This window comes from Pseudocolwellia agarivorans, from assembly GCF_002000085.1.
GTDB lineage: Bacteria > Pseudomonadota > Gammaproteobacteria > Enterobacterales > Alteromonadaceae > Pseudocolwellia > Pseudocolwellia agarivorans.
Map to the genome: position 1 here is coordinate 316,964 of NZ_MUZU01000003.1, position 26,337 is coordinate 343,300.

Below are 26,337 nucleotides of genomic sequence, written 5' to 3' on the forward strand. Positions count from 1 at the left end.
AAATTATTACGCTTTAGCTGGGTGGTAAATTTCACTACCTGTGGCTTTAAATTCAGCTGATTTTTCTGCCATGCCCTTTTCTACTTCAGATTGGGCTTCTGCCGATGCGTCTAATACTATTGTTTCATCTAATAATTGAATTTCAATCTTCTGACCTGACTCTAAATCAGCGGCGTAATCACGCACTTCTTGAGATATTTTCATTGAACAGAATTTAGGACCACACATTGAACAAAAGTGAGCTACTTTTCCTGATTCTTGCGGTAAGGTTTCATCGTGGTAAGACTTAGCTGTTTCAGGGTCTAAACCTATATTGAATTGATCGTACCAACGGAATTCAAAACGCGCTTTACTCATCGCATTATCACGAATTTGAGCACCCGGATGACCTTTCGCTAAATCGCCAGCATGAGCCGCTATTTTGTAGGTAATTAAACCTTCTTTTACATCGTCTTTATTGGGTAAACCTAAATGCTCTTTAGGTGTTACATAACACAGCATGGCACAGCCATACCAACCAATGTTAGCCGCACCAATACCAGAAGTAATGTGGTCGTACCCCGGTGCAATATCAGTCGTTAATGGGCCTAAGGTATAAAATGGCGCTTCGCCACAGTGTTCAAGTTGCTCTTCCATGTTGGCTTTTATCATGTGCAATGGCACGTGACCTGGACCTTCAATAATGGTTTGAACATCATGCTTCCAAGCGATTTTAGTTAATTCGCCTAGCGTATGTAGTTCAGCAAATTGTGCTTCGTCGTTAGCGTCTGCCACCGAACCGGGACGTAAACCATCGCCTAACGAGAATGAAACATCGTACTGTTTTAAAATTTCACAAATGTCTTCAAAGTGAGTGTATAAAAAGTTTTCTTTATGATGCGCTAAACACCATTTAGCCATGATAGAACCACCGCGCGAAACAATACCTGTTACACGTTTAGCCGTCATAGGTACGTAACGTAATAATACGCCGGCATGAATAGTAAAGTAATCAACACCCTGCTCAGCTTGTTCAATTAAGGTATCGCGGAAAATTTCCCACGTTAAGTCTTCAGCTACACCGTTTACTTTTTCTAACGCTTGGTAAATAGGTACGGTGCCAATTGGTACTGGCGAGTTACGTAAAATCCACTCACGAGTTTCATGAATGTTACGCCCTGTTGATAAATCCATTACGGTGTCAGCGCCCCATTTAGCTGACCAAACCAGCTTTTCAACTTCCTCTTCAATGGAAGAAGTTACCGCTGAGTTACCAATGTTGGCGTTTACTTTAATTAAAAAGTTACGACCAATAATCATAGGTTCACATTCAGGGTGGTTAATATTTACAGGAATAATTGCGCGACCACGAGCCACTTCATCACGTACAAATTCAGGGGTAATTTGCTCGGGAATGCTAGCACCAAAAGACTGACCTTTGTGCTGTTGCAGTAACATTTCGTCTTTAACTTCTTCACGCTTGAGGTTTTCACGAATGGCGATGTATTCCATTTCTGGCGTGATAATACCTTGTTTGGCGTAATGCATTTGCGAAACGTTTTTACCCTTTTTAGCACGCAGTACTTTAGGTAAATGCTCAAAACGTAGATGGTCTAAGCCTTCGTCAGCTAAACGTTGCTGGGTATAAACCGATGTTTTTGAATCAAGTACTTCAACGTCGTTACGACCTTCAATCCAACTTTCACGTAAACGCGGAATACCTTTGTGTACATCAATTTCTACGTTTTCATCCGTATAAAAACCTGAGGTGTCGTACACACATAAAGGTGCATTTTTTTCGTATTGAGGGTTATCTTTAGGGCTACCGGGTAATAAGGTATCGGTTAAGGTAATTTCACGCATCCCCACTTTAATATCGTGAATTTTGCCTGGCACATACACTTTTTTTGAATTAGGAAACGATTGGTCTGACACGTTTTTTAGAAAAGCTTCAGCAGCTTCACGTTTTTCGCGTCTGGTTTGTGGTTTATTTTCTGTTGTCATTTCTCTCACCTGATTTAATTGTAATCAATAAAAAATAGGCGGAGCTGTATTGGGTATATTTTTGGTATAAACGAGTGAAACACCAAGCAATAGATACTCGATGTTTGTACTTGTTCCCTTCGCAGATGTTAATCTAATCAGGTTCTACGGTTCCCGCTTTCGCGATCTCAGCCCTTTGGCACTCCGACAAGTTTTCTACGTTAGCCTAAGCTAAACGCAGCATGATTCTAACGTGAACACTTAAGCGCACGCAAATGTTATTTCAACGGTTATGGTGTTGTAATGCCCAATATCGTTGATATTATCTTTAAAGGATAACAACTGATATGTAACAACTATGACAATAACTACTCTATTGAGCTCGCTGATCGTTTTTATTTTACTCTTAGCACCACAAGCTTTCGCCAAACAACTTTTTTCTGCTACCGATGAAGTTTCACAACAAGATATTTTACGTGGTTCAATTACACCAGAACGCGCGTGGTGGGATTTAACTCATTATCATCTTAATATTAAAGTTGATCCTGTAAGTAAGTCTATTTCAGGTACTAACACCATGAAGTATCGTGTGTTAAGCCAACAAAAACCTCTGCAAATAGAACTTCAGCAACCTTTGATATTAGAAAAAGTCACACAAAATGGCCAAGCTTTAACCTTTACTCAACAAGGTTATTCATATTTTATTAATACTCAGCCTAATGCCGAAATAGGTAAAGAATATGCAGTCGTCATGCATTTTTCAGGTATACCGAAAGAAGCTGTAAAAGCACCTTGGGATGGCGGAATCACATGGAATAAAGACGAAAACGATATCGATTTCATTGCTTCATCTTGCCAAGGTTTAGGCGCAAGTATCTGGTGGCCGAATAAAGATCATGCATACGACGAACCTGATAACGGCGTGTTGATGAGTGTGGAAGTACCTGAACATTTGTTTGATGTATCCAACGGTCGCTTAATCAAAATTGAACATAACAAAACCGCTAAAACGAAAACCTACTACTGGCAGGTTACCAATCCAATCAACAACTACGGGGTAAATATTAATATTGGCGATTACGTTAATTTTAATGAAACTTACCAAGGCGAAAACGGCAAGCTTGATATGAATTATTATGTTTTACGCGATAATTTAACCAAAGCAAAACAGCAATTTAAAGAAGCCAAACGCACCATTGAAGCACTCGAATATTGGTTTGGCCCTTATCCTTTTTATGAAGATAGCTACAAGCTAGTTGAAGCGCCCTATTTAGGTATGGAACATCAAAGTTCAGTGACTTATGGCAATGGTTATAAAAACGGTTATTTAGGTTCAGATCGTAGCCAAACAGGTGTTGGCTTACTGTTTGATTTTATTATTGTGCATGAAACAGGACACGAATGGTTTGCCAATAATATTACCAGTGTTGATATTGCCGACATGTGGATACATGAAAGCTTTACGAGCTATTCAGAAAACCTGTTTGTTGAATACCATTTTGGCAAAGAAAAAGCTTCTGAATATGTCAGGGGCCAACGAATGAATATTCAAAATACGAGCCCAATTATTGGCCAGTATAATATTCACCAAGAAGGTTCTAGCGATATGTACGACAAAGGCGCCAATATGTTACATACCATTCGACAAATCGTGAATAACGATACCACTTGGCGTAATCTATTACGCGGTTTGAATAAAGAATTTTTCCATAAAACGGTGACTACTCAACAAGTAGAACATTATATTAACGAGCATACTGGCCACGATTTTTCTAAAGTATTTGACCAATTTTTACGAGATGTACGAATTCCTACCTTTGAGTTTTTTGTTAAAAATAAAATATTAAAAATAAAATGGAGTAACGTGGTTAAAGATTTTACTATGCCTGTTAAAATATTTATTAATAACAAAGAAAAATGGATCACGCCTACGCCAGAGTGGGCTGAAATTGAATTAACAGAAGTTAATCCATCCATTACCATAGACCCTAATTTTTATGTGAATACATTAAACATATTAGGCAATCATTAGATTTAAACTCTACACTTTAAAAAATTTAACCGTGAAAGGTATCAAGCATGACAGACCAATTTATTAAATCAAAAGCCGCTATCGCATGGGGTCCAAACCAACCGCTAAGTATTGAAGAAGTGGATGTAATGCTGCCACGAAAAGGCGAAGTATTAGTTAAAATTATCGCTTCAGGTGTTTGTCATACCGACGCATTTACCCTTTCGGGTGAAGATCCAGAAGGCATTTTTCCTGCTATTTTAGGTCATGAAGGCGGTGGTATTGTTGAACAAGTTGGTGAAGGCGTAACGAGCGTTGCGGTTGGCGATCATGTTATTCCACTTTACACACCTGAGTGCCGCGAGTGTAAGTTTTGTTTGTCAGGTAAAACCAACTTATGTCAGCAAATACGTGAAACGCAAGGTAAAGGTTTAATGCCAGATGGCACTACCCGTTTTTATAAAGATGGCCAACCTATTTATCATTACATGGGCTGTTCAACGTTTTCTGAGTACACCGTTTTACCTGAAATATCACTCGCTAAAGTAAACCCTAAAGCACCACTTGAAGAAGTATGTTTATTAGGTTGTGGCGTTACTACAGGCATGGGCGCAGTAATGAATACCGCTAAAGTTGAAGAAGGCGACACGGTTGCTATTTTCGGTTTAGGTGGTATTGGTCTTTCAGCCGTTATTGGCGCAACTATGGCAAAAGCTTCACGCATTATTGTTATAGACATTAACGAAAGTAAATTTGAACTTGCTAAGAAACTAGGCGCAACGGATTGTATTAACCCGAAGGATCACGACAAACCAATTCAAGACGTTATTGTAGAGTTAACCGATGGCGGCGTAGATTACTCATTTGAATGTATTGGTAATGTAGACATTATGCGCTCAGCTCTTGAGTGTTGCCATAAAGGTTGGGGCGAGTCGGTTATTATTGGTGTAGCGGGTGCAGGTAAAGAAATTTCAACCCGCCCGTTCCAATTAGTAACTGGTCGAGTATGGCGTGGTACAGCATTTGGTGGGGTTAAAGGCCGCACTGAATTACCTGAATATGTAGAGCGTTACTTAGCGGGCGAATTTAAGTTAGACGACTTTATTACTCATACTATGTCGCTTGAAGACATTAACGATGCTTTTGATTTAATGCATGAAGGTAAGAGTATTCGCAGCGTAATTCACTTTGATCATAAATAAAATGGCTGAAAATAAAATTATGTTAACTAATTCTACTTTAACAAAAGTAAGCGAAGCTAAAATTTTTGAAGGTAAACAGCAACAGTTTACCCATCAATCAAGTACAACAAACTGTGTTATGCAATTTGCTATTTACTTGCCACCTCAAGCCAGCGAAACCGATAAAGTTCCTGTTTTATACTGGCTTTCAGGCTTAACCTGTACTGATGAAAACTTTGTACAAAAAGCCGGAGCGCAACGTATTGCCGCCGAATTAGGCATGGCAATTGTATGTCCGGACACTAGCCCGCGTGGCGAAGATGTCGCCAATGATGAAGGCTACGATTTAGGACAAGGTGCTGGTTTTTATGTAAATGCAACCCAAGCACCTTGGGCGGATCATTACCAAATGTATGATTACGTGGTAAACGAGTTGCCTGATTTAATTGAAGCTAATTTTCCTGTTTCAAACCAGCGAGCCATTAGCGGACATTCAATGGGCGGCCATGGCGCATTAACTATTGCACTTAAAAACCCATCGCGCTATTCATCAGTATCTGCTTTTAGCCCTATTGTTAACCCTATTGACTGTCCTTGGGGTCAAAAAGCCTTAACAGCATACTTAGGTGACAATGTAGAAGCTTGGCGAGAATACGACACATGTGAACTCATCAAAAAATCAGCACAACACTTACCCATGTTAATTGAGCAAGGCTTAGCTGATAATTTTTTAGTTGAACAGCTTAAACCTGAAAATTTATTAGTAGCAGCGAAAAGTGTTAACTACGACCTGATGCTAAATCAGCATGAGGGTTATGACCACAGCTACTTTTTTATCGCCAGTTTTATTGAGGAACATTTACGTTTTCATGCTAAATACTTCAATTAATTAGTTTACTGAGAAACATGTGATAGAAATTATTTCCCCTAAACAATTTAAAACAGTTCCGTGGAAAAACGGCTTAGGTGAAACCACTGAACTGGCGATTAATCCAGGGGGAATATTAGATAATTTCGATTGGCGTTTAAGTATAGCCAATGTGGTTGAAGATGGACTATTTTCAAACTTTACTGGCTACACCCGCAACCTAATTTTAATAGAGGGTAACGGTATTAACTTACAACACAACGACAGTAAAATAGACAAATTAAGTAACCTGCTCGATATGGCTACCTTTAACGGTGGCGATAAAACCGTGGGTAATTTACATTCAGGCGATATTACAGATTTTAATATTATTACCCGTACTAAACGTTTTAATACAAACGTAATAGCTAAACATAAACTGGTTGATTATCCGCTAGAAAAAGCCGATTTATGTTTTGTTTACAGTTTATATCGTGATGCTGAGTTGATCATTAGTGATACAAAAGAAGTGATTAGTTTACCTGCGGGTCACTTATTAAAAATACAGCCGATCTGCCAAACTCAAAACAATATCTTCGCGAGCCTAACAGGCACACATTTAATTGTGGTTTATTTATACCAACAATAAAGTCACACTTACTTCATAAAATATCCTTTTTGCAAACCAATATACATGCAACATATTGAAAAAGTTATATGGTTTGTTTAATACCTACAATAATAAACATGACTTTAACCTGCCACAGATAAATGGTAACTTATTGATATTAAAGTATTGTCATGTATCTGACGTGTTAGTGACGTGGTGCAAAGCATCATTTATCAGCCAAACTACGAAACAGATAACAGCTAAGGAAGAAATAATGATAGTTAGAAAATTAAGATTGCAGCAAGGCTGGTCTCAAGAACAATTATCTGAATTTAGCGGTTTAAGTATTCGCACCATTCAGAGAATTGAACGAGGTCAAAATGCCAGTGTTGAATCTTTAAAGTCTTTAGCTGCTGTTTTTGAAGTAGAGATAACTGATTTAACACAGGAGAAAGACATGCACGACAATACAATAGAAACGCCACACACGGTTCATGCAACATTAACAAAAGATGAACAATCTGCCATTGAATACGTAAAAGATATCAAAGGTTTTTATTCACACTTAATTACTTATGTATGTGTAATTACTGGTTTAGTTATTCTTAACCTAATGACCGCACCGAATTATATGTGGTCAGTATGGCCTGCGTTAGGCTGGGGGATTGGTATCGTTTCTCACGGACTTTCAGTTTTTGAAGTGTTTAATTTTTTCAGCCCAGACTGGGAAAAGAAACAAATTGAAAAAAGATTGGGCCGTAAGTTATAACACTTGTCTTTTAAGCTTAAAACGATAAAAAAACAAGCCCACTTTTGTTCATTAGTAGGCTTGTTCATTTAAAGAGTCTCATCTCAATTTATACTAAAATAAAGTGATATTAGTTTACTCTGCCCAATTATCAGTTCGAAATGATGTAGCAGGAAGACCTTCTGTATTATAAAGCGTCGCTACCGGGCAATTTTCAAATCCATAACGAACAGCCACCGGTTTTTTAACTTTTTTCGCCCAAACCGTCACACTTTTATTTTTTTCAATTTTAACTTCTGCAGGATGAAATACTTTATCTTTTCCAGCAATAGAAAAACCAGTGAGCTTTTTACCGAAACTTGTTAACCCATAATCAGCATACTTGAATTTAATAGACATTTTATTATCAAGCGTTTCAAATGTATCTAAAATCGGTCCACTATAAGCAATAGCATTATAATTATAGTTCTTAGCAAGTGCCCAGTACGCCAACCTATCACCCACAACTTTTTTGTATGGTGGATGAATAAAATTGCACATACCAGAATCCATTAACGACACCATACCTGTATTTTCAACATTAAGCATTGTTTGCAACTGAGTTTCTCTTAATAACGCACCATCTATATCTTTATTGTTGCCATAAGGTGCTAATTGAGCAAAATAAAATGGTAGGCTACCTTGTTTCCATTTATTACGCCACGAATGGATCATGGCTGAAAATAACTCGGTATATTGACTAGCCCTTGGTCGATTATTTTCACCTTGATACCAAGTAAACCCTTTAATGGTATAACCAATAAATGGATGAATCATTGCATTATATAATGCGGTTGGTGTTGTTTGCGGGCGTACTTTACGGATATCAGACTCTAATGGAGTAAAACCTAATGTAGAAAGAACCTCATTAGGAGTCCATGCTTCGGCACTTGAAGCACCATATGCACTTAAAATTAAACCCACAGGACTATCAAGTACATCATTTAATTTTTTCCCAAAAAAATAACAGGTGGCACCAAAGGTAGCAACACTTGCAGGGGTAGCTTGCTCCCACTCTCCGGCTACATCATTTTCAGGTGTTAAACTTAGAGTTTCTGCTACTTTAAATAAACGAATATTTTTATTTTCTGCATTTAAAATAGCTTCATTGCTGCCGATAACCGCTTGGTTAATGTTTCCTTTTAATGAGAATTTCATATTAGACTGACCAGAACAAAGCCAAACATCACCAATACTGACATTTTTAATTTTCTTAACACTACTTCCTTTAATCGTTATATCATGATTTAAACCTGCTGATGGGGTAGGTATTTTAATGCGCCAGCTTCCTCTACTGTCTGTTATCGTAGAGAGCTCTTTCCCCCAACTACCTAATACTGACACTTTGGTATTAGGTTCATCTTCTCCCCATATAGAAACATTTTCATTTTGTTGTAGCATCATGTTGTCGCTAAAAAATGACGGTAATTTCAATTCAGCAAAACAAGAGTAGGAAGTAAATAAAAGACTTATGATCAATAAATGATTTTTCATGAGAGTTGTATGTTGTTTTAATTAAATTCAGATTAAATTATCACAAACCAAAGCCATTTGATAGATTAAAAAACACATTAATTACATACACATAGAGAGAAAAACCATCACTTTTTGATGCTCAAATTTTTTGAAGGTATTAACATCGTTAAAGCTAGTGCTTGGCACTCAAAATGACTGATTCCCATCTCGAAGAGACAATAATAATAATATTAAATGTTTAAAAATAAATAGTCCACTGCCCTTACTTATGTAGCCTTGGTGTATATCAATTATTTAATAAATGCCATTACTGATTTAAGTACCATATCATCAGCTTTATTGATGTGATTAATAATGGATTTATGATCTCTGTTTTTTGCTTCAATCACTGCAATGTCGTTGTTTTGTATTTTCATGTTTTTAGCAAAATCTGCAATTTTAATGTCCATGTCTTTATGATCATTATCGCCATACATTATTAGCATGGGTATTTTATTTGGTGTTACGTATGAAGTTACCGATGCTGCGGCGTATACGCTTTTATCAGTTCCCCACACTTTTTGTAAATGATCAGGTTCAAGCCATTTAAGGTTCAATAATGGGCTAATAGGTATTGCCCCTTTAATTTTCCCTGCTAAATTTGGGTATTGCGCGTAATACTTATCATCAACTGAAAGTAATGCTGTTAAATATGCCCCTGCAGAATGGCCTGAAATGTACATATTAGAAGTATCGCAACCATGAGCGGCCATATTTTTTTCAGCCCAAGAAATGGCTGCTGTGGCGTCGTTAATTTGTGCTGGAAACTTATGTTGTGGTGCTAAACGGTAGTTAGGTGCTACAACGCATAAACCTTGTTTAGCAAAGGCTTTTGAGTATTCACGTGAACCTTTGTCTTTACTGCCCGATGTTAAACCACCGCCATGAAAATGTACTAGTACCGGTGCGTTTTTAGGATTTTGGGGTAAATACACATCTAACTTATCGCGATTGTCTTCATAGTCAACCGAAGTAAGGTAATCAATATCTTTTAGTACTGAAATGCCTTCAGCTGAATAAGCCTGATTCGTTAAGCCTGGTCCTAACAAAAACAATGGTATTAGCGCTAATTTTATAGTTGAAATTTTCATATGCTTCCCATGATATGTGATTTTATAGATTTTAATTTACTGTTATATAAATAAAAACCTGCATAATGCAGGTTTTTATCAAGTTGTTTTACCATTAAATATTGTGTTCTATCACTTCATACCCTAATGCTTCAAGTTGTGGCTTTAATACACTGGCATTACCTACCACCACCATCAACATTTCTTTTAAATTAAGATGTTTTTTAGCTAAAGCGTTAATTTCTTCAGCAGTTATAGTTTCTACAATTTCGGTACGTTTTTTCACAAAGTCAGGCGTTAAATCATGCTCTAAAATTTGCGCTAAAAAGCCTAATTTTGCATGAGGGGTTTCATACTTTAAGGCATCTTTTTGATTTATTGCTTTACGCATAAAGGCGAGCTCTTCTGCTGTAATACCGTTTTCAGCGTAATTTTTAATTTCTTTTACAAATTCAACAATCGACTTGTCGGTAACATCAGCTCTTACTTCAGCACTGGCTGTATAAGCACCGGCTAGTTTGTCTGCACTGAAGTATGAACGAGCACCGTAGGTATAACCTTTATCTTCACGTAAATTTAGGTTAATACGACTATTAAAAGCACCGCCTAAAGGAAAGTTCATTAAGTACGATTTATAAAACTCACCCGTAATGTCTTGTGTCATTGAGCGCTTACCTATTCGAATAACGGATTGTGCAGCGTCGTCTTTATTAACGAGGTAAATAACCCCCATTTTTGTATCAGGTATAGGTAACGTCAAATCAAGCTCTTCGCCTTTACCTTGCCATGTTTTAAATACATCAAATACTTTAAGTATGTCTTTTTCAGGTAAGTCAGATACAACAATAGCTTGTCCGTCTTTAGGTTTTACTTGTTTGTTATAAAATGCTTTTACGTCAGCTAAAGTAATATTTTTCAAGCTGGTTTCTGTACCGCTACTTGGTGTGGCTGCTATATTGTCTGCATGCAAAAGTTGGCGATAAGCTGTTGTAGCTAAGTAACCTGCATCCTTTTTATTGTTAATCGCACCTTGAATCGCATTATTTTGGTTACGTATAAAGTCGCTTTCTATAAAGGCCGGTTGCATCAGTTTTTCATTAACTAACGCCATTGTTTCCGTTAAATGTTTCGTTAACGCATTCACACTAATGGTTAAGTAATGATCCGTTGAAGAAATATTGACTGAACTGCCTAATTTCTCTAACTCGTTACTCATATCCTCGGCACTACGCGTGGTGGTTGATTCATTTAACATAGCGGCTAATAACGTGACTAAACCGGCTTTATCTTTAGACTCAAAGTAATGACCCGCTGGGATTTTAAGTAATAATGATGTAGTTGGGGTTTCAGTACTTTGAGTACCTAATATTTTAATACCATTAGCTAATTCGCTTTGCCACATTTGCGGAACATCAACAGGTTTATTGGCTTTCGCTATAGGCATAACGCTTCGATCAAAGTTGTCTTTTACTTTACGTACTTTAATTGCGTTTGCCGAGGTGGAAGCCGTTCGATCAAAGGTTCTTTCTTTTGGTTTAAAGGTGTCTTTTGCGGCAACCATATCAAGCTTACCTTTAGGCACAACACTCATAATAACGCCATGCTTACCCTTTAAATATTTTTTATACACACGCATAACATCAGCTTTAGTGACGCCAGCATAGCGAGCAATATCTTGTTCAATATAATTAGGGTTACCTTTAAAGGTTTGATTAGCGGCTAATTGACTTACTTTTCCTTGTACACTTTGTAAGCCAAAAACAAAGCTAGCTTCCATATTTGCTTTTGCTTTGATCAAATCATCGTCTTCTACGCCACGTGATTCAAATTCAACTAATGTTTCCCTCATTACTTTTTCTATATCCGCTAAAGACTTACCTGAAGCTGGATGAGGCAAAGCATACAAATTAAAAGTACAAGCAAGCTCTGAGCAAGGATGGCTGACCGATGCTTGTACCGTGAGTTGGTTTTTAACTAAGTTTTTATAAAACAATGACGTTTTACCACCGCCCAATATGCTTGATAATAAATCAAGTGGCGCTTCATCTTCGTCGCGTACTGAAACCGTTGGATACGACATATAAATAAGTGGGAGGTGAACATTATCTTCCATTGAAATATAACGGTCTTCTTTTATCTCAAAAGTGGGTTTTTCTGGCATTTTTACTTCAGGCCCACGAGGAATGCTACCGAAGTATTTTTTTACTAACGCTAACGTTTCGGTGGTATTAATATCTCCGCCAATAGTTAAGGTTGCGTTATTAGGGCCGTACCAACGTAAAAAGAAGGCTTTTAGGTCGTTTACATTCACGCGATCTAAATCTTCCATATAGCCTATAACGGGCCAAGAATAAGGATGCCCTTCTGGGTATAACGCTTGTGCAATACGTTCATTTACACGGCCATAAGGACGGTTATCAACACGTTGACCACGTTCATTTTTTACCGTTTCGCGTTGTACTTCAAATTTCTCTTGCGTAACTGCATCTACTAAAAAGCCCATGCGATCTGACTCTAGCCATAACATTTTTTCTAATTGATTGGCTGGAACCGTTTGAAAGTAGTTAGTACGGTCGTTATTAGTTGTACCATTCATGGTACCGCCCGCTTCAGTTACTAACTTAAAATGCTGTTCGTCAGCTACATGTTCAGATCCTTGAAACATCATGTGTTCAAAGAAATGAGCAAAACCTGATTTACCCGCCTCTTCTCTACCTGAACCTACGTGATAGGTCATGTCTACATGCACTAAAGGATCCGATTTATCCGTATGCAAAATTAATGTTAAACCGTTATCTAAAACATATTTTTCATATGGGATCACAGTTTCATGGCCGTCTTTTTTTACTTCTTCAACGAAGGTAATACCTGAAGCTGTTTGGCTGTCTGTTTTTGAATCTAAATGAGGTAAAGTGCTTTCGCAAGCGGCTAAGCAAGTAATAAGTAATGGCAGAGTCCATTTTTTCAACGTTAAAGCTCCTAAAGAAAACAATCGATGAGATTTGAATAGCAATAGCTTATTAAAACCGAAAAGCACACTATTAACCAGTAGTAGACATTTTTATTTACAATTAGTTGTTTAGCTTAAGTTAATAAAGGCGTTAGATCCTTTACAAATCTTTACATTACCTCGTATTTCCTTCTTATAAATTTAATGTAATATCGCGTTTTGTATCCATGCAATTTCAAAGTGACCATTTGTCACCGTAAAGAGGTATGGATACATGAAGCTATAACTGTGTAGCTGAAAAATTTATTATTGGAAGATAGAAGCATGAAAAATTTTCATAAAGCGTTAATTGTAGCCACAACTTTAGGCTTAGTTTTTACAGCCCAAGCAAAAGATGTAAGCAAAGCTGATTGGATAAAAAAGCAAGAAAGCAATGCTCAAAAGAAAGGCAAAGAGATGAAATCTGGAGCCTTAGAAAAAAGATGGAAAAAAATTGATACTAATGCTGATGGCGTCTTAAGCAAAGCAGAAGCGATGGAAGCTAAGAAAAATAGAAAAAAGAATCAATAAACAGACTTGCCTGATCCTGTAACAAATGTTGCTACAGCTCACTTACTTTTTAAAAGCCGCTTTAGAGCGGTTTTTAAACACTCAAAACATATTATTATGAAATTTTATTACATATTGTATATTTTTATTCTGTGTAGCGTTTTTCTTTTCATCAATAGATCTTCTACTTTTATACGCTAAATATTTGATCCGTTATCCCATATATTACACAATAAAAACGGATAAAAATTCCATAAATAATATTCTTGATGAATAAAACACTAAAAATAGATTTAAGCGAAGCAAGTGACATTCTGAATTATAGCGACTAAAAGTCGATATATAGAAGAAGTTAAAGAACAAGTCTGTCAATTAACATTGGTTGTAGCATAACGTTTATATAACTTTAATTTAGGCAAAAAAAAACCGACAACAGAGTCATCGGTATAGTTAGCTATGAGGAAAGCTTAAAATTACAATTATTACAACAAGCGTTCACATCAGGAACGAATTGAATTATAGAGCAAGAGCTCTATATATGTAAAGCAAAAATGTAAATTAATTACATTTTTGTACTTTTACACCAAATTAATCGATTTATTTATTCGAATCGGTATATGCAATAATTGCACTGCTAATAAAATCCATTTAGAGCCTTTAGCTAATGTGCTTCATCCCAGTTGTTACCAATACCTGCTTCGGCAATTAATGGCACACTTAAACTTACGGCATCATTCATAAGCTGAACAAGCTTTTCAGTAGTTTCTTCGACGATGTCTTGATGAATTTCAAAGATTAATTCATCGTGCACTTGCATAGTCATTTTAATGCGTGGATCATTTTGCTCTTCAATCCAAGCATCGACATTTAGCATAGCCTTTTTAATAATGTCAGCCGCTGTACCTTGCATAGGCGCATTTATTGCTGCGCGTTCGGCACCCTTTCTTCTCATACCATTTTTAGACTTAATGTCGGGTAGGTATAAACGTCTGCCAAATAAGGTTTCTACGTAACCATTTTCAGTAGCATTTTGACGTGTATCTTCCATGTAGTTTTGCACATTAGGATAACGCTCAAAATAGGTGTCCATGTACTCTTGTGCTTTATGGCGCGGAACATCAAGTTGTTTAGCTAAACCAAAAGCCGACATCCCATAAATTAAACCAAAGTTTACCGCTTTAGCACTGCGGCGTTGGTCGGTAGTTACTTCATCTAATGGTACTGAAAATATTTCAGCGGCTGTTGCCTTATGTACATCTAAGCCTTTGCTAAATGCGGAGACTAAGCCTGGATCATCAGATAAATGCGCCATAATACGTAATTCTATTTGAGAATAATCTATCGCTACAATTTTATGATTTTCTGGTGCAATAAAGGCTTGACGAATTTTTCGCCCTTCTTCACTTCGAATTGGAATATTTTGTAAATTTGGATCGGTTGAAGATAAGCGTCCGGTTGCGGTAACAGCCTGATGGTATGAGGTATGTACACGTCCTGATTTTTCGCCAACTAATAAAGGTAATTTGTCTGTATAAGTTGATTTAAGCTTACTTAGCCCTCTGTTTTCTAAAATAATTTTAGGTAAAGGATAATCAAGCGCTAGCTCTTGTAATACTTCTTCAGCGGTTGAAGGCGCGCCTTTTGGCGTTTTTTTAATCACTGGAATTTTTAACTCTTCAAACAATATTTTTTGTAATTGCTTAGGTGAACTCAAGTTAAAGTTTTGCCCTGCTATATTGTGTGCTTCAATTTCTAGTTCATTTAAACGCATACCCAGTGCATGGCTTTGTTCGTCAAGCAAATAACTATCAATCAATACACCATGTTGTTCCATTCGTGCTAATACGGGTAATAACGGCATTTCAATGTCACTGAATACTTTAAGCTGATCAGCAGATTGACTTAACTTAGGATAAATAGCTTGATGCAGTCTTAAGGTTATATCGGCATCTTCAGCAGCATAGTGACTGGCTTTTTCAATCTCAATTTGATTAAAAGTTAACTGTTTAGCTCCTTTGCCGGCAATATCTTCAAAATGAACGGTTTTATAACCTAAGTACTTATCGGCCAATGCATCCATGTTATGCCGTGTTGCTACGCTATTTAAACAATACGATTCAATCATGGTATCGAATTTAATGCCCTGCATTTGAATATTATAATGAGAAAGCACATTCGCGTCGTATTTTAGATTTTGTCCTATTTTAGCGAGGTTTTTATCTTCTAGTAATGGCTTAAGTTGTGCTAATACCCAGTCTAATTCAAGTTGCTCTGGAGCACCTTCATAGTCATGCGTAAGAGGTACATAGGCTGCTTTTCCGGCTTCTATACAAAACGACAAACCAACCAGTTTTGCTTTCATGTAATTAACGCTGGTAGTTTCAGTATCAAATGCAAAATATTCAGCTGATTTAAGCTTGCTTAACCAGTCTTCAAAAGCAGCTTTAGTTAATATAGTATCGTATTCTGATTCGATATCTGATGGTATTACACTGTCTTCTGTATTATTGGCAGAATCATCCGTAGTACTTTTTGTGTCCCCTTTAGATAGATCAGCTAATAAACGACGCAACTCATATTTAGTATAAAGCTCTGTTAGCTTTTCAACGTTACGCTCTTTAGGCGCTAGCGTTGTAGCGCTAACATCTAACTCTACATCTAACTTTATTGTCGCTAATTCATAAGATAAAGGCAGTTGTGTTAATGCATTACGTAGGTTTTCACCAATTTTACCTTTAACGCTATCAGCGTTCGCAATTACGTTGTCTAACGTTTCATGCTCAAGTAACCACTTAACAGCTGTTTTAGGGCCACATTTTTCAACACCCGGAATGTTATCTACCTTATCGCCCATTAAGGCTAAATAATCGATAATTTGATCAGGTCGAACACCAAACTTTTCTTTTACACCTTCAACGTCTAACTCTACGTTAGTCATAGTGTTAATTAAGCGCACATGCTCGGTAACAAGCTGAGCCATGTCTTTATCTCCGGTAGAGATAACAGTTTCTATTCCTGCATCGCTGGCTTGTTGAGCTAAAGTACCAATAACATCATCAGCCTCTACACCTTCAATCACTAATAGCGGTAATCCCATCGCTTCAACAATTTCATGTAGTGGCGCTATTTGGGTGCGCAAATCATCAGGCATTGGTGGACGATTTGCTTTGTATTCTGGGTATAAGTCGTTACGGAAGGTTTTTCCTTTCGCATCAAAAATAACGATGATATTTCCATTGGGATAGTCTTTTTTTAGGCTACCCAACATATTTAATACACCAGTTATTGCACCTGTTGCTTGTCCATCTGAAGTCGACAATGCTTGTAAATAAGGAACATGATATGCACGAAATAAATAGGAAGAACCATCCACTAAAATAAGCGGAGATAGAGATGATGTTGGCATGATAATCTTTTACTGACTGACAATTTGGAACAAGAATGCCATATTCCGCTAATTGTCTCTACTTATATGAAGTAAATTACGTAAAAAGTAAGTTTTAATTGTGGATAACTTTGTTGAAAACATCAGGAGTTCGCATAAAGATCTGATGACCGATACGCTAAAAAACAGGTAAACCTATGTTTTAAGTAACAAAATCAATAAAGATTGGCTTTAGTTAACTTATTATTATTTTTATACGTTATGTGGATAAACTTATTATTAGGCTTTTAAATGTGTTGTTCAATTTATGAACTACCTAATTAATTGTGACAAAAGATTACCAGAATTCTTGATGAATACCAGACAATTATTAAACTATTTTTAAAGAAATATTACATGGCTAAATAACAAAAAAACATAAGCGAGGAAACACGAGGCTTGTAGATATTTTTATTTTAGTTCAAATTAATTTAACAAAAAATTCACATAAAAAAATGAGATTTTATACTTTGCGATGAAGTGTATAATTCAATCGATAAAATACAAAAATCTCATTTCAAGATTAGGATTTACTAACCTTTAATAAACGCTATAAAAAGTTAACGCCTTTTTTCAACATTGCTGCAGCAGTACCGTAATTATTTTGTTCTAAATAACTCGTTACCGTATCTACTAATGGTAAAACGGTTTCTTTTGGAATACCTAATTTTTTAAATGCTGAATCTAAGTAACCCAAGCTTAAAGCTGCTTGACCTTCTTCACTGCCTTTACCTAAAGAAGAAGCTAAGCCACCTAATGAAGATTTAGCCGCTTCAGGAGCATTTTGAATATAGTTTTCTACACCCGGTATAGCTTCGCTTATTGAAGAAAAGTTGTCGCCTAAATTATCTTTAGCTACTTTAAAAAGCGCACCTAAAGCACCTGAAGTCATTTCTTTAGATAAACCTAATTGTTCTGCCGCATAACCAACAAGATCATTACTTGTTTGCGCCGCTTCTTCTTTCGCATCTTCAACTTTTTCTTTTGCACCAGCCGCACTTTGAACTTGTTCAGTTGATTGCTTTTCACCCATACCAAAAGCTTCTTTGATAGTGTCTAAAAAATCAAATGCGCTGGCTGAAAATGTTGTTGTCACTAACAGTGACGAAACTAAAATTGTACGTAATTTCATGTTATTCCTTAATTGTGTTTACTTTAAAATTGTTAAAACAGAGAGTTCAGCATATTGCTCAAATATTCGCTCTATTAATATTGTGGTTCGTTACCTGCTTTCCATTTTATATTACAACCTATAGAGGCTACTTGATTTTCACTTAACGTTTTTCCTGTTAATAACCCCTCTATTGCTGCTTTTAAATCTTCGCCAGTTGCCGGCGATTTACCTGAATCATAGTTACCTGAAGAAATACGTGTTGGACGTGTGCTGTCAAACTGGCCTCTGTAAGCAAGTTTTTGCTGTTGATCAAAAACAAAAATATCTGGCGTACAGGCTGCGTCAAATGCTTTAGCAACCGCTTGTGTTTCATCAAACAAATACGGGAATGAATAACCTCGTAAAGCTTTTTCTTTCACCATGTTTTCAAAGCTATCGGCTGGATAGGTATCTGTATCGTTACTGTTTATCGCAATAAATTGAACGCCTTGTTCTTTATATTGCTCAGCTAAATCAACTAATGTAGGTGCAATATGAATAACATAAGGACAGTGATTACAAATAAATAAAACAACCAATACTTTCGCGTTATCAAAGTCTGACAGCGATGTCATTGTGCCTTCTGTATTTTTTAGTGCGAATGCTGGAGCTTTAGTACCTAACGCCATCATTGTTGATTCTGTCATTGCCATGTCGTTCCCCTAAAATAGGATTGATCAATTTCACTGGCGCTATTTTGAAGGATTTCAATCAATAATAATAGCAGCTAATGATATTATTTTACTTTTTATTAACATTTCAAATTATGCATATATCCCCGTAACCATTCAAGGATGGAGGTTTCAGTGGTAACGGGTATATTCAACATATTCCAAAGTGATAGCTAATTAATATATGTCGTGACAGACAAATGCTACGATCAAATTTCATCCAGTATTTCAAAGGTGGTAATTTATGAGTAGTAATGGCGAGAGAATGCGTCGACAAGTAATGAGCGATGAGTTTGTAGATAGAGCGCTTAATAACGCTGATGAGTTTACCCAACCCATGCAAGATTATATTAATGACCACGGCTGGGGTTCTACTTGGCAACGTGAAGGCATAGACCTTAAAACACGCAGCTTAATTACTATTGCCATGCTCGCAGCACTTAAAGCCCCTACAGAATTAAAAGGCCATATATATGGCGCTTTACGTAATGGTGCAAGTAAACAAGAAATACAAGAAGTACTGCTGCACAGTGCTGTATATTGTGGTGCACCTGCAGCTCAAGAAGCCTTTAGAGCAGCTAAAGAAGTATTTGATAACCTTGTCGTTTAGCGGGCTAAGTAGTTCAATTGCTGAAACAGGTATTAACCTTAAGTTATTTCAGTGCAGACCAAGCTTTACTTAATAATACTCTTTGGCACTTTTGCCACTTCCTGTATACGCATTACCCATCAAAAGGCTATTTCAGAGTGCTTCTTAGATAGGTCTAAAAAATAATAAACCTATATAGAATCCTGTGAATCTTTATTCCCTTGAGGGCATATATCTTTATGCTTTTCTCTTCTTAATAACATCCAATTTACCCAACCAAACAATAACGTTAATAGCCAAATAAAATAATCAATCATCATTAATTCATTTCTTTTAATACCAATACTTCGAGTTAATGCACACCAGTTAAAAAAGCCGTTATTTTGCTTAAACTTAAAAACCTTTTCATCTTGAATAGCCCATAGGTAATTATATTTAAAACAAAAATCATGAATAATCACAGGAATTAACAATAAGCCTGTAGGTGAAAACAACAACCAAACAATCCAGGGGTATGAACTACCATCAAAAACAAAGCCTTTAGGAATAACAATCGTTCTATTATTAGGTAATTTATAACGCCAATCTTCAATAACTTGCCATTGACGTTTACGCATAAAAAGCTGCCATACTTTACTTAAAAAGCCCTGTTTTTGAGTTTTAATAGGGAAGGGTTGTAGCTTAGGCATTAACATAATAGTGATTAACTTAGATTTATCTATTGTTGAATTCTATATTAGGTCAGGTGAAATATTAAAACGTTAAATTTTTACCCTACGCATTAAAATTTTTTATGATAAGCAACATCAATCACGCTAAAAAATAGGCTCTGCGCATGCTTGTGATGCTGTGATTTAAATAGGTACTTTTGAATGGTTACAGGTATATAACCCTCCCTCTTATTCATCAAAATTTTTTATCTTCGAAACAAAAACATTTAGCTTTTCTTCTTCTTGTTTTCAACTCAATATCTAGCCAAATTCAATGGTGAATTTTTTTAGAGGAAAAGTTAATGAACGTGAGTGAATATGATGACGCAAGCTTAGATGAAGACATAAGCTTAGACGACGATTCGTATTTTAATTCAGGCATTTCAGGTTTTGAAATTGCCTATGGTTCTGGAAATAAGACCGCCATTAAGAAAAAAACAAAACATAAGCTTATTGTAAAAAAAAGGCTTGATATGCTGCGTGAAAAACGTTGGTTAGACCAAGAAACCAACACATTATTTGACGAGTGGGAACACTAAATTAGGACAACACACATGAAAAAATTATTATTAGTAACATTATTAACAGCCGTTAGCACATTTACATTTGCTGATGAAGACAACGAAGGCACAGAACAAGCTTCTGCAGCTTATATTCAATCTATTCTTACGGTATGTAAACAAGATGCTGCCGAAGATGAAGTAAGCGCTGAAGAATTAAATAATTATTTACTTGAATGTGTAAATGATGATTTAGTATCAAATGACTACAACGCGATAGATTCTTTACCTTCAAAAAAATAGTCAATCTTTGAAAGCAAATCAAAGTCGTGCATTTAAATAACTCATTTTATTTTGTCCGTTTTATGAAGCGAACAGGATAAGGTGAGTTATAATTTTACAAAAGGAAACAGCTCAATAGCCTGCTCAATCATTTCTACTTTTTGACTTTTTGCTAAATAATTTGCATAAATTTCGCGTGAATAAACAGGTGCATTTTCTACCACATAGAGTTTTTTCTTACGCACATATTCAAAAGTCATTTGCCTTGGTAAATAAGCACAACCGCCCACATCAAGTATAAAATTTAAAGCAACAATAGGTTGATTCATATGATGCTTAGCTGCTGGAGCATCTTGAAAGTCTCGCATATATTTCACGTTAACCGACTCCCCATAATCAACCATAATAAAATTTTCAAGATGATCTGCATTTTCAACATCGCTCGGATTAGTGGACACTAAATGCAAAGGTACTGTTGCCACTTTCTCGGTGATCAAATCTTCAACAAAAGAAGGTTCAAATAAAAAAGCAATATCAATAACCCGATTTAAAAGACTTTTTCTTAGCTCAATAGGACTGTAAGTTGCGGTAAGTAAACTGCAGTCATCCATATTTTTATGTAGTTTTTGCAGCCAGTCTTGTAGGGCAATATCCCATATAGACATCATAGAGCCGATCACCAACTGCGTCGTATTACTTTGCGCAATTCCTACATCTTGCTTCGTTTTTTGCCACATGAAAATTAATTCGTTCGCGTGCTTTATTAGCCTATGACCTTCAGGTGTTAATTTTAAATGTTTTTGACTGCGATCGAATAACAAAACACCTAAGTCATCTTCAAGTAATTTTATTCTGGCACTAACCGCAGATTGCGTTATAAATAAAGTTTCAGAAGCAACTCTAAAATGTAAGGTTCGGCTGACCTCAAGAAATGTTTTTAGCAATTCAATTTTCATCGTCTACGCTTAAACCAGTCTAATCAAAAATATTTGTTAAACAGTATAAAATATTTAGTTTTATTGTCCAGTTTGTAGTGTATACACTGCGGCTCATTAAGGCATTTAATGCATTTCGGCGGTTGTTAGTGTCACGCTTACTATTGAATGTCCCTTTATTCCAACTTCATTAATGAAGCTGGTATTACTTTTATTAGGAAGACGAACAACATGAAAATAGCCATTTTATCAAGAAACCCAAACCTATACTCTACTCGACGCTTAAAAGAAGCAGGTGAAGCACAAGGCCACGAAGTTGATGTTATAGACACATTACATTGCTACATGGATATTACGAGTAGCCGTCCAACGGTTCGTTACCACGGTAAAGAGTTACCAAAATACGATGCTATTATTCCTCGTATTGGTGCTTCTATTACTTTTTACGGTACCGCTGTAGCGCGCCAATTTGAAATGATGGGAACATTTAATGTGAACGAATCGGTAGCGATCAGTCGCTCTCGTGACAAATTACGCTCACTACAATTATTATCAAGAAAAGGCATTGGCTTACCAAGAACAGGTTTTGCAAGTAAGCCTGATAACATTAAAGATTTAATTAAAAATGTAGGTGGCGCACCATTAGTGATTAAACTACTTGAAGGTACTCAAGGCATAGGTGTTGTACTTGCTGATACCGCTAAAGCGGCTGAAAGTATTATCGAAGCCTTTATGGGACTAAAAGCCAACATATTGGTACAAGAATATATTAAAGAATCTGGCGGTGCTGATATTCGCTGTTTAGTGATTGGCGGACGCGTTGTTGCGGCAATGAAACGCCAAGGCGCTGAAGGCGAGTTTAGATCTAATTTACATCGAGGTGGCTCGGCCGAAGTAGTTAAATTAAGTAAAGCTGAAAGAGAAACAGCCGTTAATGCTGCAAAAGCAATGGGCTTAAATGTATGTGGTGTAGATTTATTACAATCCATTAACGGGCCTATGGTAATGGAAGTTAACTCATCTCCAGGTTTGGAAGGTATTGAAACGGCGACAGGTAAAAACATTGCCGGTATGGTTTTTGACTTCATTGAAAAAAATGAAAACAATGCGTCAAATAACAAAACACGCGGACAAGGATAATATCAACAATGAGTGATGTATTACGAATAGGTGAATTTGAAATTTTACCCGGAGAACAACGTAAAATTGAACTCCCTGTAGCTAAGTTATATACCGACGCGGATGTCTCTTTACCCATTCACATCATTCGCGCTAAAAAGCCAGGTCCAACAATATTTATCAGCGCAGCTGTGCATGGTGACGAGCTAAACGGTATTGAAATTATTAGACGTTTAATTAGTCAAAAGAATTTCAAAATTATTAGAGGTACCGTTATCGCGGTTCCTATGGTGAACGTATACGGTGTTGTTAACCAAAGTCGCTATATGCCTGATCGCAGAGACTTAAACCGCTGTTTTCCAGGCTCGGCTAAAGGTTCATTAGCTGCGCGTGTTGCACATATTTTTTTGAACGAAATAGTGAAACATTGCGACTATGGTATTGATTTACATACAGGTGCAATTCATCGCTCTAATTTGCCTCAAATTCGCGGTGATATGGAAGACGAAGAAACAAAATTACTTGCGCAAGTGTTTGGCGTACCCGTTGTTTTACACTCAACAATTATTGACGGCTCATTAAGAGATGCTGCAGTTAAAAACAACACCAAAGTGCTGCTTTACGAAGCCGGTGAAGCCTTACGCTTTGATGAGTTTTCAATTAGAGCCGGTATTAAGGGTATTGAAAATGTACTGCAACATTTAGGTCTTATGCGTAAAAAACCACGTAAAAAGAAACCAACAGACCCTTATATTGCAAATAGCAGTGGTTGGCACAGAGCCAATGCCAGTGGCATAGTAAATAACAAAGTCAATTTAGGCGACCAAATAACTAAAGGTGAACTATTAGCCGAAATTGGTAGCCCATATGGTGATGTGTTAGGCGTTGTAACCGCGTCACGTTCTGGCATATTAATTGGTAAACAAAATATACCGTTAGTACAAGAAGGCGAAGCAATGTTTCATATAGCTTACTTTAAAGAAAGTGATGAAGAGATTGCTGAGCACATAGAAACAGTACAAGATTTATTACTACCTGAAAGTGGTTTATACCTTTAACACATAAATCATTATTGGTTATAAAGACAATTTAGAGAATATTATGAATAGTGATACTAAAACAATTATCGGCCGATTAGAGTCTATCGAATTACCCGATCTTGCTATTACTGATTTACAAGTAAGAGTTGATACCGGCGCAAAAACTTCGTCGCTGCATGTGGACAACATTGTTAGATTAATGAAAAAAGGTAAACCTTACGTTACTTTTGATATTCATCCTGACATTCATAATGTTAGCCGACTGGTTTCTTGTACTGCACCGTTAAGCGATATCAGAAAAGTAAAATCGTCTAATGGTGAAGCTGAACAGCGCTACGTTATAAAAACACCGATAACACTGGGTGATAAAACATGGGCGATTGAAATTACCTTAACCGATAGATCTGACATGAACTACTTAATGTTACTCGGCAGAGAAGCACTTGGCGATCAATTTTTAGTTGACCCTTCACTTGTTTTTTTACAAACAATAACTAAAAATTAAAATATATAAGAGCACCTAAAATGAAATAGTTAAGTGCTCTTAAAATAAAACGGAGAACCTATGACGTTAGAGCAAGCAAGTACCTTCCTCAATACAAGTATTTTAGTAATAGGCGGACAACCTCTTACCTTGAAAAGCATTATTCTCATCCCTGTTTGGATAATGCTTGGTTTATGGCTAACCAAAATTCTGATTAAATTTATCTCAAGACGTTTAGTATCAAGACATACCGATCCTAATGTTATTCATCTTTTACAACGCCTATTCTATGTTGTTGCTATTACCATATTAGTCATCACCATACTCGACTTAATCAATGTTCCTATTACAGCCTTTGCGTTTCTATCAGGTGCCATCGCTATTGGATTTGGCTTCGGGGCACAAAATATTATTAATAACTTTATTAGCGGTTGGATATTAATGTGGGAAAAACCCATTCGTATAGGTGACTTTCTTGAAGTAGATAATGCAAAAGGTATTGTAGAAAAAATTAATACGCGTTCAACACGCATAAGAAGAACAGATGGCGTACATTTACTCATTCCAAATAGTAAGCTGTTAGAAAATACTGTTGTAAACTGGACGTTAGTTGACCGACTTGTACGTACTTCTGTGCGCATAGGTGTAGCTTATGGTACATCAGCAAAACTTGTGGCTAAGTTACTACAACAAGTTATTGATAACCAAGAGAACATTCTTAGTGACCCTAAACCTATCGTTACCTTTGAAGACTTTGGTGACAATGCATTGATTTTTGAAGCTGTATTCTGGATAAACTCTAATGTTGAAGGAGGATTACGAACAGCCAGAAGTGAAGTAAGGTTTCAAATTGACGAATTATTTACGCAGCATAATATTGTTATCGCCTTTCCGCAAAGAGATGTTCATATTGATGGTTCGTTAATGATTAAAAAGGTTATTGAGTAAAAAGGTTATTGAGTAAAAAACAACCCCGTTGCCTTATTTCAAGACAACGGGGTTGATATTTACATACTTTAGATTGAAAGATGTTTAGCTGCCCACAGGTGCATAAGTTCTAACCCTATAGTGGCTGCAGCTAACGCTGTAATTTCACTATTATCATAGGAAGGTGCAACTTCTACCACGTCCATTCCTACAATGTTAATACCTGAAAGACCACGTAATATCTTTAATACTTTATCTGTGGTTAATCCACCACATACTGGCGTTCCTGTGCCTGGCGCGTAAGCTGGATCTAAACAATCAATATCAAAGGTTAAATACACGGGCATATCTTTTACTCGTTCACGAATAATAGAAACAATGTCATCTGCCAGCATATCATTAGCTTCTGAGGCATTTATCACCTTAAAACCATGATCTTTCTGCTTGTAGTTTGTACGTATGCCTACTTGCACTGACGCATTCTTATCAATAAGCCCTTCTTTAGGTGCATGATAAAACATAGTGCCATGATCATAACGGCTACCATTACTGTAAGTATCGGTATGCGCATCAAAGTGTATTAACGCCATTTTTCCAAACTTTTTAGCGTACGCTCTTAATAGCGGCAAGGTAATAAAATGATCGCCGCCTAAAGCTAATATTGTCTTATCCGCTGATAATAACGTGCTGACTGCAGCATCTACCTGCTGACAAAACGCTTCTGAGTCGCCACAGTTATAAACCAAATCGCCAGCATCCACTATTTTACAGTGCTTAGTTAAGTTAAAAGACCACGGAAAACGCTTACCTTCCCACGCTAAGTTAACTGACGCATGCCTAATAGCAGTGGGACCCATTCGAGCCCCAGAACGTCCTGTAGTCGCCATATCAAAGGGAAAACCCAATACAACAATGTTTGAGTCGCTGTTGATTGGATCAACCACTAATGGCTGACGTAGAAACGTCATCGCATTAGAGTAGATTGAATTATCTACTTGGTTAAAAACACCTGCCATTTTAT

The 26,337-nt window shown here is 36.6% G+C and carries 23 protein-coding genes and 1 riboswitch; of the genes, 13 read left to right on the plus strand and 10 right to left on the minus strand.

Annotated elements, in window-relative coordinates; all coding sequences use genetic code 11:
• Nucleotides 1-6: 6 nt before the first annotated feature.
• Nucleotides 7-1,983 carry a phosphomethylpyrimidine synthase ThiC gene (gene thiC / locus B0X80_RS07070; protein ID WP_077339132.1) on the minus strand — a complete coding sequence of 659 codons (1,977 nt, stop codon included), beginning with the start codon at nt 1,981-1,983 and terminating at the stop codon, nt 7-9.
• A gap of 97 nt (nt 1,984-2,080) precedes the next feature.
• A riboswitch (TPP riboswitch) is annotated at nt 2,081-2,179 on the minus strand.
• Nucleotides 2,180-2,320: 141 nt separating this feature from the next.
• Between thiC and B0X80_RS07075 the strand changes: the two genes are divergently transcribed.
• From B0X80_RS07075 to B0X80_RS07095, 5 genes are all read left to right on the plus strand, one after another.
• Nucleotides 2,321-3,994: a M1 family metallopeptidase gene (locus B0X80_RS07075; RefSeq protein ID WP_077339133.1), complete on the plus strand. Its 1,674-nt coding sequence runs from the start codon at nt 2,321-2,323 to the stop codon at nt 3,992-3,994.
• A gap of 47 nt (nt 3,995-4,041) precedes the next feature.
• A complete protein-coding gene (locus B0X80_RS07080) occupies nt 4,042-5,175 on the plus strand; it encodes an S-(hydroxymethyl)glutathione dehydrogenase/class III alcohol dehydrogenase (protein WP_077339134.1) in 1,134 nt (377 codons plus the stop codon).
• A 1-nt stretch (nt 5,176) separates the two neighbouring features.
• A complete protein-coding gene (gene fghA, locus B0X80_RS07085) occupies nt 5,177-6,043 on the plus strand; it encodes an S-formylglutathione hydrolase (RefSeq protein WP_425439692.1) in 867 nt (288 codons plus the stop codon).
• 19 nt (nt 6,044-6,062) lie between these two features.
• Entirely contained in the window at nt 6,063-6,650 is a 588-nt protein-coding gene (locus B0X80_RS07090) for a HutD/Ves family protein (RefSeq protein ID WP_077339135.1), read from the plus strand.
• Between the two features lie 235 nt (nt 6,651-6,885).
• Nucleotides 6,886-7,380 carry a 2TM domain-containing protein gene (locus B0X80_RS07095; RefSeq protein ID WP_077339136.1) on the plus strand — a complete coding sequence of 165 codons (495 nt, stop codon included), beginning with the start codon at nt 6,886-6,888 and terminating at the stop codon, nt 7,378-7,380.
• Nucleotides 7,381-7,494: 114 nt separating this feature from the next.
• Here B0X80_RS07095 and B0X80_RS07100 read toward each other — a convergent pair whose 3' ends face one another.
• The 3 genes from B0X80_RS07100 to B0X80_RS07110 all read right to left on the minus strand — a co-directional run bounded on the left by B0X80_RS07100 (nt 7,495) and on the right by B0X80_RS07110 (nt 12,951).
• The gene (locus tag B0X80_RS07100) at nt 7,495-8,802 is read right to left on the minus strand and encodes a sialate O-acetylesterase (protein ID WP_175623895.1); all 1,308 of its coding nucleotides are present in this window, start codon (nt 8,800-8,802) and stop codon (nt 7,495-7,497) included.
• A gap of 362 nt (nt 8,803-9,164) precedes the next feature.
• A complete protein-coding gene (locus B0X80_RS07105) occupies nt 9,165-10,004 on the minus strand; it encodes an alpha/beta hydrolase (RefSeq protein WP_077339138.1) in 840 nt (279 codons plus the stop codon).
• A 94-nt stretch (nt 10,005-10,098) separates the two neighbouring features.
• On the minus strand, nt 10,099-12,951 hold the full coding sequence (locus tag B0X80_RS07110; RefSeq protein ID WP_077339139.1) for a M16 family metallopeptidase: 2,853 nt from the start codon (nt 12,949-12,951) through the stop codon (nt 10,099-10,101).
• Nucleotides 12,952-13,257: 306 nt separating this feature from the next.
• Between B0X80_RS07110 and B0X80_RS07115 the strand changes: the two genes are divergently transcribed.
• The gene (locus B0X80_RS07115; protein WP_077339140.1) at nt 13,258-13,503 is read left to right on the plus strand and encodes a hypothetical protein; all 246 of its coding nucleotides are present in this window, start codon (nt 13,258-13,260) and stop codon (nt 13,501-13,503) included.
• Between the two features lie 640 nt (nt 13,504-14,143).
• Here B0X80_RS07115 and polA read toward each other — a convergent pair.
• The 3 genes from polA to B0X80_RS07130 all read right to left on the minus strand — a co-directional run bounded on the left by polA (nt 14,144) and on the right by B0X80_RS07130 (nt 18,706).
• Nucleotides 14,144-16,888, minus strand: a complete 2,745-nt coding sequence (gene polA / locus B0X80_RS07120; protein ID WP_077339141.1) for a DNA polymerase I — start codon at nt 16,886-16,888, stop codon at nt 14,144-14,146.
• Nucleotides 16,889-17,456: 568 nt separating this feature from the next.
• Complete coding sequence (locus tag B0X80_RS07125; protein WP_077339142.1) at nt 17,457-18,038, minus strand: DUF2780 domain-containing protein; 582 nt, start codon at nt 18,036-18,038, stop codon at nt 17,457-17,459.
• A gap of 74 nt (nt 18,039-18,112) precedes the next feature.
• Nucleotides 18,113-18,706: a thioredoxin family protein gene (locus B0X80_RS07130; protein ID WP_245825410.1), complete on the minus strand. Its 594-nt coding sequence runs from the start codon at nt 18,704-18,706 to the stop codon at nt 18,113-18,115.
• Between the two features lie 268 nt (nt 18,707-18,974).
• Here B0X80_RS07130 and B0X80_RS07135 point away from each other — a divergent pair, with 268 nt between their 5' ends.
• The gene (locus B0X80_RS07135) at nt 18,975-19,340 is read left to right on the plus strand and encodes a carboxymuconolactone decarboxylase family protein (RefSeq protein ID WP_077339144.1); all 366 of its coding nucleotides are present in this window, start codon (nt 18,975-18,977) and stop codon (nt 19,338-19,340) included.
• 170 nt (nt 19,341-19,510) lie between these two features.
• Here B0X80_RS07135 and B0X80_RS07140 read toward each other — a convergent pair whose 3' ends face one another.
• Entirely contained in the window at nt 19,511-19,936 is a 426-nt protein-coding gene (locus B0X80_RS07140; RefSeq protein WP_175623896.1) for a DUF1353 domain-containing protein, read from the minus strand.
• Between the two features lie 395 nt (nt 19,937-20,331).
• Here B0X80_RS07140 and B0X80_RS07145 point away from each other — a divergent pair, with 395 nt between their 5' ends.
• A complete protein-coding gene (locus B0X80_RS07145) occupies nt 20,332-20,568 on the plus strand; it encodes a hypothetical protein (RefSeq protein ID WP_077339146.1) in 237 nt (78 codons plus the stop codon).
• A 15-nt stretch (nt 20,569-20,583) separates the two neighbouring features.
• Nucleotides 20,584-20,832 carry a hypothetical protein gene (locus B0X80_RS07150; RefSeq protein WP_077339147.1) on the plus strand — a complete coding sequence of 83 codons (249 nt, stop codon included), beginning with the start codon at nt 20,584-20,586 and terminating at the stop codon, nt 20,830-20,832.
• Between the two features lie 86 nt (nt 20,833-20,918).
• Here the strand turns inward: B0X80_RS07150 and B0X80_RS07155 are convergent, their stop codons facing one another.
• Complete coding sequence (locus B0X80_RS07155) at nt 20,919-21,767, minus strand: LysR family transcriptional regulator (protein ID WP_077339148.1); 849 nt, start codon at nt 21,765-21,767, stop codon at nt 20,919-20,921.
• A 210-nt stretch (nt 21,768-21,977) separates the two neighbouring features.
• Here B0X80_RS07155 and rimK point away from each other — a divergent pair, with 210 nt between their 5' ends.
• Genes rimK through B0X80_RS07175 form a run of 4 tightly spaced genes read left to right on the plus strand, consistent with a single transcriptional unit; the run spans nt 21,978 to nt 25,337 of the window.
• Nucleotides 21,978-22,886 carry a 30S ribosomal protein S6--L-glutamate ligase gene (rimK, locus tag B0X80_RS07160; protein ID WP_077339149.1) on the plus strand — a complete coding sequence of 303 codons (909 nt, stop codon included), beginning with the start codon at nt 21,978-21,980 and terminating at the stop codon, nt 22,884-22,886.
• An 8-nt stretch (nt 22,887-22,894) separates the two neighbouring features.
• Nucleotides 22,895-23,923, plus strand: a complete 1,029-nt coding sequence (locus tag B0X80_RS07165; RefSeq protein WP_077339150.1) for a succinylglutamate desuccinylase/aspartoacylase family protein — start codon at nt 22,895-22,897, stop codon at nt 23,921-23,923.
• Nucleotides 23,924-23,966: 43 nt separating this feature from the next.
• Nucleotides 23,967-24,410, plus strand: a complete 444-nt coding sequence (locus B0X80_RS07170; protein ID WP_077339151.1) for an ATP-dependent zinc protease family protein — start codon at nt 23,967-23,969, stop codon at nt 24,408-24,410.
• 60 nt (nt 24,411-24,470) lie between these two features.
• A complete protein-coding gene (locus B0X80_RS07175) occupies nt 24,471-25,337 on the plus strand; it encodes a mechanosensitive ion channel family protein (RefSeq protein ID WP_077339152.1) in 867 nt (288 codons plus the stop codon).
• 68 nt (nt 25,338-25,405) lie between these two features.
• Here the strand turns inward: B0X80_RS07175 and speB are convergent, their stop codons facing one another.
• Nucleotides 25,406-26,332 (minus strand): agmatinase, encoded by a 927-nt coding sequence (gene speB, locus B0X80_RS07180; RefSeq protein ID WP_077339198.1) that lies wholly within the window; start codon nt 26,330-26,332, stop codon nt 25,406-25,408.
• Nucleotides 26,333-26,337: the final 5 nt, after the last annotated feature.

Bases quoted from the DNA above. Each gene is read 5' to 3' on its own strand.
- B0X80_RS07165 (WP_077339150.1), top strand. From the start codon at position 22,895: ATGAGTGATGTATTACGAATAGGTGAATTTGAAATTTTACCCGGAGAA.
- B0X80_RS07075 (WP_077339133.1), top strand. From the start codon at position 2,321: ATGACAATAACTACTCTATTGAGCTCGCTGATCGTTTTTATTTTACTC.
- B0X80_RS07095 (WP_077339136.1), top strand. From the start codon at position 6,886: ATGATAGTTAGAAAATTAAGATTGCAGCAAGGCTGGTCTCAAGAACAA.
- B0X80_RS07170 (WP_077339151.1), top strand. From the start codon at position 23,967: ATGAATAGTGATACTAAAACAATTATCGGCCGATTAGAGTCTATCGAA.
- B0X80_RS07130 (WP_245825410.1), bottom strand. From the start codon at position 18,706: ATGACAGAATCAACAATGATGGCGTTAGGTACTAAAGCTCCAGCATTC.
- B0X80_RS07155 (WP_077339148.1), bottom strand. From the start codon at position 21,767: ATGAAAATTGAATTGCTAAAAACATTTCTTGAGGTCAGCCGAACCTTA.
- B0X80_RS07080 (WP_077339134.1), top strand. From the start codon at position 4,042: ATGACAGACCAATTTATTAAATCAAAAGCCGCTATCGCATGGGGTCCA.
- thiC (WP_077339132.1), bottom strand. From the start codon at position 1,983: ATGACAACAGAAAATAAACCACAAACCAGACGCGAAAAACGTGAAGCT.
- B0X80_RS07140 (WP_175623896.1), bottom strand. From the start codon at position 19,936: ATGCGTAAACGTCAATGGCAAGTTATTGAAGATTGGCGTTATAAATTA.
- speB (WP_077339198.1), bottom strand. From the start codon at position 26,332: ATGGCAGGTGTTTTTAACCAAGTAGATAATTCAATCTACTCTAATGCG.
- fghA (WP_425439692.1), top strand. From the start codon at position 5,177: ATGGCTGAAAATAAAATTATGTTAACTAATTCTACTTTAACAAAAGTA.
- B0X80_RS07145 (WP_077339146.1), top strand. From the start codon at position 20,332: ATGAACGTGAGTGAATATGATGACGCAAGCTTAGATGAAGACATAAGC.
- B0X80_RS07115 (WP_077339140.1), top strand. From the start codon at position 13,258: ATGAAAAATTTTCATAAAGCGTTAATTGTAGCCACAACTTTAGGCTTA.
- polA (WP_077339141.1), bottom strand. From the start codon at position 16,888: ATGCCAACATCATCTCTATCTCCGCTTATTTTAGTGGATGGTTCTTCC.
- B0X80_RS07150 (WP_077339147.1), top strand. From the start codon at position 20,584: ATGAAAAAATTATTATTAGTAACATTATTAACAGCCGTTAGCACATTT.
- B0X80_RS07175 (WP_077339152.1), top strand. From the start codon at position 24,471: ATGACGTTAGAGCAAGCAAGTACCTTCCTCAATACAAGTATTTTAGTA.
- B0X80_RS07105 (WP_077339138.1), bottom strand. From the start codon at position 10,004: ATGAAAATTTCAACTATAAAATTAGCGCTAATACCATTGTTTTTGTTA.
- rimK (WP_077339149.1), top strand. From the start codon at position 21,978: ATGAAAATAGCCATTTTATCAAGAAACCCAAACCTATACTCTACTCGA.
- B0X80_RS07135 (WP_077339144.1), top strand. From the start codon at position 18,975: ATGAGTAGTAATGGCGAGAGAATGCGTCGACAAGTAATGAGCGATGAG.
- B0X80_RS07125 (WP_077339142.1), bottom strand. From the start codon at position 18,038: ATGAAATTACGTACAATTTTAGTTTCGTCACTGTTAGTGACAACAACA.
- B0X80_RS07100 (WP_175623895.1), bottom strand. From the start codon at position 8,802: ATGATGCTACAACAAAATGAAAATGTTTCTATATGGGGAGAAGATGAA.